The following is a 6,525-nucleotide window of genomic DNA, read 5'->3' on the forward strand; positions in this document are numbered from 1 at the left end:
GACACAGGACCTTGGCCTGGCCGAGACTCAAGGTGCGGTCAACGTTACCCCTTGGCACGCCAAAATCATAATAAAGAGAGACCCGCCATGTCCCAGAGCGCAGCAGCCCTCCTGGCTACCCCCGACGAAAAAAATACCGTCTACAAGCGCATTACCCTGCGCTTGATCCCGTTCATTTTTATCTGCTACCTGTTCAATTACCTTGACCGGGTCAACGTTGGCTTCGCCAAGTTGCAGATGCTCGACGCGTTGAAGTTCAGCGAAACCGTGTACGGCCTCGGCGCCGGGATCTTCTTCATCGGCTACGTGCTCTGCGGCGTGCCGAGTAACCTGGCCCTGACCAAATTCGGCCCGCGGCGCTGGATCGCACTGATGATGATCACCTGGGGCACACTGTCGACCTGCCTGCTGTTCGTCACCACGCCCACCGAGTTCTATACCTTGCGGCTGTTTACCGGCGCCGCTGAAGCCGGGTTCTTCCCGGGCGTGGTGCTGTACCTTTCGCAATGGTTCCCGACGTTCCGTCGCGGCCGGATCATGGCGTTGTTCATGTCGGCCATTCCAGTGTCCGGCCTTTTGGGCAGTCCGTTTTCCGGATGGATCCTCAATCATTTCGCCGCCGGCCAAGGTGGCCTCGCGGGTTGGCAGTGGATGTTCCTGTTGCAGGGCGTCCCGACGGTGATCCTCGGGGCACTGGCGTTTTTCCTGCTCAGCGACACCTTCGCCAACGCCAGATGGCTGACCGACCATGAACGCGCCGTGCTCACCGCCGACCATGCCGAAGACCTGGCCAACAAGCCGAAAACCACCACCGACTCCTTGGCGGCGGTGTTCAAGAATCCAGCGATCTGGGCGTTCGGCCTGGTGTATTTCTGCATTCAGAGCGGCGTGTACGCGATCAACTTCTGGCTGCCGTCAATCATCAAGAACCTGGGCTTCAGCGATAACCTGGTGATCGGCTGGCTGAGCGCGATTCCCTATCTGCTGGCGGCGGTGTTCATGTTGCTGGTGGGCCGTTCGGCGGACTTGCACAAGGAGCGTCGCTGGCACTTGGTGGTGCCGATGCTGATGGGCGCCGTCGGGCTGCTGATCGCGGTCAACTTCGCAACCACCCCGGCCATCGCCATCCTCGGCCTGACCATCGCCACCATGGGCGCCCTCACCGGCCTGCCGATGTTCTGGCCGGTGCCCACCGCGCTGCTCAGCGCGGGCGCGGCAGCCGGCGGGTTGGCGCTGATCAACTCCATGGGCCAGATGGCCGGTTTCCTCAGCCCCTATCTGGTCGGCTGGGTCAAGGACGCCACCGGCTCGACCGATGCGGCGCTGTACCTGCTGGCCGGCGTGATTGTCTGCGGCAGCCTGCTGGCGTTGCGCATGACCCGCACCCTGCGGGCCTGACCCCGTTACCCCGTGGGAGCTTGCTCCCACGTTAACCAGGGGATTTGATAAATCAGTTGGATCCACGCGGCGGTTCTGGTATTTGATTGGACCTTTCCCATCGATAAAAAGGATCTTGTCCATGAGCTATCGCACGCTGGGTCATTCCGGGTTGCAAGTCTCAACGCTGACCCTGGGCACCATGATGTTCGGCGAACAGACCAGCACCGAGGATTCACTGCGCATCATCGACAAGGCCTGGGACCAGGGCATCAATTTCATCGACACCGCGGACGTCTACACCAACGGCCGGTCCGAGGAAATCGTCGGCGAGGCAATCGCCCGCCGCCGCCAGGAATGGGTGCTGGCGACCAAGGTCGGCTTCGGCCCACCGGACGGCGTGCCCAACCGCAGCGGCCTGAGCCGCAAGCATCTGTTCAATGGCATCGAGGCCAGCCTGACACGCCTGGGCACCGATTACCTGGACATCTATTACCTGCACCGCGAAGACCACAACACGCCGTTGCACGTTACCGTGTCGGCCATTGGCGATCTGATTCGCCAAGGCAAGATCCGTTACTGGGGCCTGTCGAACTACCGTGGCTGGCGCATCGCCGAAGTGATCCGGATCGCCGACAGCCTGGGCATCGACCGACCAGTGATCAGCCAACCGCTGTACAACATCGTCAACCGCCAGGCGGAAACCGAGCAGATCACCGCGGCGCAGAACTACGGCCTCGGCGTGGTGCCGTTCAGCCCCCTGGCCCGTGGCGTGCTCAGCGGCAAGTACGCGCCGGACGTGGCGCCGGACGCCAACAGCCGTGCCGGCCGCCAGGACAAACGCATCCTGGAAACCGAATGGCGGGTAGAGTCCCTGCGCATTGCCCAGCAGATCCTGCAATATACCGAGGGCCGGGGCGTGGGCATCGTCGAGTTCGCCATCGCCTGGGTGCTGAACAACCGCGCCGTCACGTCGGCCATCGTTGGGCCGCGCACCGAGGAGCAGTGGGATTCGTACACCAAGGCGCAAGCGGTGCAGATAAGTGCCGAAGATGAGGCCTTCATCGATTCGCTGGTGACGCCGGGGCATGCTTCAACGCCGGGGTTCAATGATGTGGGGCATTTCGTGCCGGGGCGCGTGCCGCGCACGTCGTAACTTACACAGAGATCACCGTGGCGAGGGAGCTTGCTCCCGCTCGGCTGCGCAGCAGTCGCTCTTTTGGGGCCGCTACGCGGCCCAGCGGGAGCAAGCTCCCTCGCCACGGGTAAACGGCTTTCCGTATTGTGCTGCAATTCCAATAACAAGAGGCACCTGTGTCCAAAGGCATCGCTCTATCGGTCTCGGCCTCCGCCCTGTTCGCTGTCATGTACTACTACACCTCGCTGCTCACGCCCCTGACCGGCCTGGAAATCTTCGGCTGGCGCATGCTGCTGACGATGCCGTGCATGACGGCCTTCATGCTGATCTCGCGGGAGTGGAAACTGGTCTCGGATCTTGTCCAACGCCTGCTCGCCACACCGCAACTGCTGCTCGGGGCGATGGCCTCTTCGGCCCTGATGGGCGCACAGCTGTGGCTGTTCATGTGGGCGCCGCTCAACGGCTACAGCCTGGACGTGTCGCTGGGGTACTTCCTGTTGCCGCTGTCGATGGTGCTGACCGGCCGTATTGTCTATGGCGAACGCCTCTCGCGCTTTCAGAAAATCGCCGTGTTCTTCGCCACCCTCGGAGTGCTCAACGAGCTTTACCAGGTCGGCGGGTTTTCCTGGGCGACGTTGCTGGTTGTGGTGGGTTACCCGATCTACTTCATCTTGCGCAAACGCCTGCGCACCGACAACCTGGGCGGGCTCTGGCTGGACATGACGCTGATGCTGCCCTTGGCATTGTGGTTCGTGCAGAGCGGTGAACAGGGTTTCGGCGTCTTCGATCAATACCCGTGGTTGTCGCTACTCATCCCGGTACTGGGCGTCATCAGTGCCTCGGCGCTGGTGGCCTACATCGTTGCCAGCCGGCTGCTGCCGTTCAGCCTGTTCGGACTGTTGAGCTATGTCGAGCCGGTGTTGCTGCTGGGCGTTGCGCTGCTGTTGGGCGAAAGCATCAAGGCCGGCGAATGGCTGACCTACATCCCCATCTGGATGGCCGTGGCGGTGCTGGTATTCGAAGGCTTCAAGCACCTGGTGCGGCAGCGGCGCAGAGCCTGAAGACCAAGCACCCACCGGAAGTAAAAAACCCGCCAGGCATCACAGCCAGGCGGGTTTTTTTCATGGGTCAGGCATCACTCGGTAGCAAGCACACCACGACGAACCTGGTCACGCTCGATCGACTCGAACAGTGCCTTGAAGTTGCCTTCGCCAAAGCCATCGTCGCCCTTGCGCTGGATGAACTCGAAGAACACCGGGCCCATCAGGGTTTCCGAGAAGATCTGCAGCAACAGGCGCTTGTCACCCTGCTCGGAAGCGCCGTCCAGCAGGATGCCCCGCGATTGCAGCTCATCTACCGGTTCACCGTGGTTCGGCAGGCGGCCTTCGAGCATTTCGTAGTAGGTGTCCGGCGGTGCGGTCATGAAGCGCATGCCGATCTTCTTCAGCGCATCCCAGGTCTTGATCAGGTCGTCGGTCAGGAAGGCCACGTGCTGGATGCCTTCTCCGTTGAACTGCATCAGGAACTCCTCGATCTGCCCGGCGCCCTTGGACGACTCTTCGTTCAACGGAATGCGGATCATGCCATCCGGGGCGGTCATGGCCTTGGACGTCAGGCCGGTGTATTCGCCCTTGATGTCGAAGTAGCGGATCTCGCGGAAATTGAACAGCTTCTCGTAGAAGTTCGCCCAATAGGCCATGCGTCCGCGATAGACGTTGTGCGTCAGGTGATCAATGATCTTCAGGCCGGCGCCAACTGGATTGCGGTCGACACCTTCGAGGAACACAAAGTCGATGTCGTAGATCGAGCTGCCTTCGCCAAAACGGTCGATCAGGTACAACGGCGCGCCGCCGATGCCTTTGATCGCCGGCAGATTCAGCTCCATCGGACCGGTTTCGATATGGATCGGCTGGGCGCCGAGTTCCAGGGCGCGCTGGTAGGCTTTTTGCGAGTCTTTGACACGGAACGCCATGCCGCACACCGACGGGCCATGCTCGGCGGCGAAGTAGGACGCCACGCTATTGGGCTCGTTGTTGAGGATCAGGTTGATCGCGCCCTGGCGATACAGGTGCACGTCCTTGGAACGGTGCGTGGCGACTTTGGTGAAACCCATGATCTCGAAGATAGGCTCCAGGGTGTTGGGTGTAGGGGACGCGAATTCGATGAATTCAAAGCCCATCAGGCCCATCGGGTTTTCGTATAGATCTGCCATGTCGGCGCCTCATCATGCTTAATCAATTAACAAGAAACGTTAGTTGCCAGTGATGCTGAGGGCACGCGGCGGCGCGCAGGAAATTCCACGAACGCTGCGGGCGAGGTAGTCGCCGTAGATCAGTTGAAACCCAAGTATCTTCATTGTCGACCCAAGGCTCTTGCGGGCGAGGCTTCTGCTGCCAGAAGACGTTATTCTTATATGCGTAAGCGGATTCTACACAGCGTAACCTTGTTTGTCCGCCTTGGGTATCAAATCGCCTTTGCGGCCGAACGCGCAAGCGGTTTGTTGCACAGGAAAATTCCTGTCAGGATCAGCCCCCCGCCCACGCACATCATCGCCGTAAGCCGTTCGTCGAGTAGCAGCGCACCGAGCAATACCGCCGTCAACGGATTAAGCGCGATGAACACCCCGGAACGGGTCGCGCCGATTTTGCGGATACCGTCATACCAGGCGATATAGGCCAGCGCCGAGCCCAGCACGCCGAGATACAGCAGGCTCAGCCATTGCCTGATATCCAGCACAGACAAAGCAGCGAAATGGATATCACCACTGGCGGCACAGGCCACCCACAACATCAAGGTCCCCAGCAGGATCGACCAGGTGACGGTCTGCAAAGGGCCCAGACTTTCACTCAGGCCCTTGGAAAACAGTGAATAGATCCCCCAGCCCAGCACGCAGCCGAAAATCAGCACGTCGCCCATCCAACCCTCTCCCGTGGCCTGCAGCACGGACGGATCACGGTTAACGATCACCAACCCCGCCCCGCCGATGCACAACAGGATGCCGGCGACTTTCAAGCGACCCAGCCGCTCCCGGAACAGGCCCCAGGACGCCAACCCGATCACCGCCGGGTTCAACGCCACAATCAGCGAGGCACGCGACGCATTGATGTGCTGCAAGCCGTAAAAGAAGCACAGGTTGTAGAAAAAGATGCCGGAAAAACCCAGCACCGCCAACTGAAGGCCCTGCTTCAGGTTGGGCTTGGCCAGGGGAATGCGGGCCAGCCCGAGAAACATCAGCAAGGCGATACTCGCCAGGAGAAAACGCAGGCTGGCGGCAAACATCGGGGCCAGGGCATCGGAGAGGATCCTGCCGGCGACGAAGGTCCCGCCCCAGATCATGGTGACCATGGCGAGCTTCAAGTAGACCGGCAGATTGGAAGGTGTAGGAACGGCATGTTCGCCAGAGGTCATCGCTTCACCAAATTCGAGATTTTTTTGAGTCCCGTATCACTGGGATGATGTATCGTCCCCCTCATGCCTCATCATCGTAAAATGAGCTTTTACTCATGACCCTGACCCAACTGGAAATCTTTTCGCTGGTCGCCGAACTGCGCGGCTTCACTCCTGCGGCAATACGGTTGGGCATCGGTCAGTCCGCGGTGTCGCACGCCATCAAATCCATGGAACAGGAATTGGGCGTCGAATTGTTCCGACGCCATCAATCCCTTGTGGAGCCCAGCGACATCGGCCAGCAACTGTTGTTGCGGGCCCGGGCGATGCTCGGGCTAGCCGATACCTTGCGCCAGGAAGCCGCCGACGCCCGGGGCATGCGACGCGGGACCTTGCGCATAGGCTCGTTCGGCCCGACCTCCTCGATGAAATTGCTCCCGACCATCCTGCGGCGCTACCGCGCCTTGCACCCGGGAATCGAGGTGCATGTCGACGAAGGGCCGGACCGTCAGGTGCTGCAATGGCTGGATGAGCGGCGTATCGACGTTGGTTTTGTGGTGCTACCCGAAGAACGCCTCGATACGTTCGCCTTGATGCAGGACCAGATGGTCGCCCTGTTGCCC

The 6,525-nt window shown here is 60.7% G+C and carries 6 protein-coding genes; 4 read left to right on the forward strand and 2 right to left on the reverse strand.

The features are described 5' to 3' along the window. Positions 1-87: 87 nt before the first annotated feature. From HU806_RS25470 to rarD, 3 genes are all read left to right on the forward strand, one after another. Positions 88-1,398: an MFS transporter gene (locus HU806_RS25470; RefSeq protein ID WP_186615554.1), complete on the forward strand. Its 1,311-nt coding sequence runs from the start codon at positions 88-90 to the stop codon at positions 1,396-1,398. 121 nt (positions 1,399-1,519) lie between these two features. Continuing rightward, entirely contained in the window at positions 1,520-2,533 is a 1,014-nt protein-coding gene (locus HU806_RS25475) for an aldo/keto reductase (protein WP_186615556.1), read from the forward strand. Between the two features lie 158 nt (positions 2,534-2,691). Continuing rightward, positions 2,692-3,576 (forward strand): EamA family transporter RarD, encoded by an 885-nt coding sequence (rarD, locus tag HU806_RS25480; protein ID WP_186615558.1) that lies wholly within the window; start codon positions 2,692-2,694, stop codon positions 3,574-3,576. A gap of 74 nt (positions 3,577-3,650) precedes the next feature. Here the strand turns inward: rarD and hppD are convergent, their stop codons facing one another. Then, positions 3,651-4,727, reverse strand: coding sequence for a 4-hydroxyphenylpyruvate dioxygenase (gene hppD / locus HU806_RS25485; RefSeq protein ID WP_186615560.1), 1,077 nt, complete (start codon positions 4,725-4,727; stop codon positions 3,651-3,653). 251 nt (positions 4,728-4,978) lie between these two features. After that, entirely contained in the window at positions 4,979-5,923 is a 945-nt protein-coding gene (locus tag HU806_RS25490) for a DMT family transporter (RefSeq protein WP_186615563.1), read from the reverse strand. A gap of 95 nt (positions 5,924-6,018) precedes the next feature. Between HU806_RS25490 and HU806_RS25495 the strand changes: the two genes are divergently transcribed. Next, positions 6,019-6,525 (forward strand): LysR family transcriptional regulator (locus tag HU806_RS25495; RefSeq protein WP_186615565.1); only part of this gene is annotated, 507 nt, incomplete at its 3' end.

The organism is Pseudomonas sp. SWRI154 (assembly GCF_014268645.1).
Lineage (GTDB): Bacteria > Pseudomonadota > Gammaproteobacteria > Pseudomonadales > Pseudomonadaceae > Aquipseudomonas > Aquipseudomonas marvdashtae.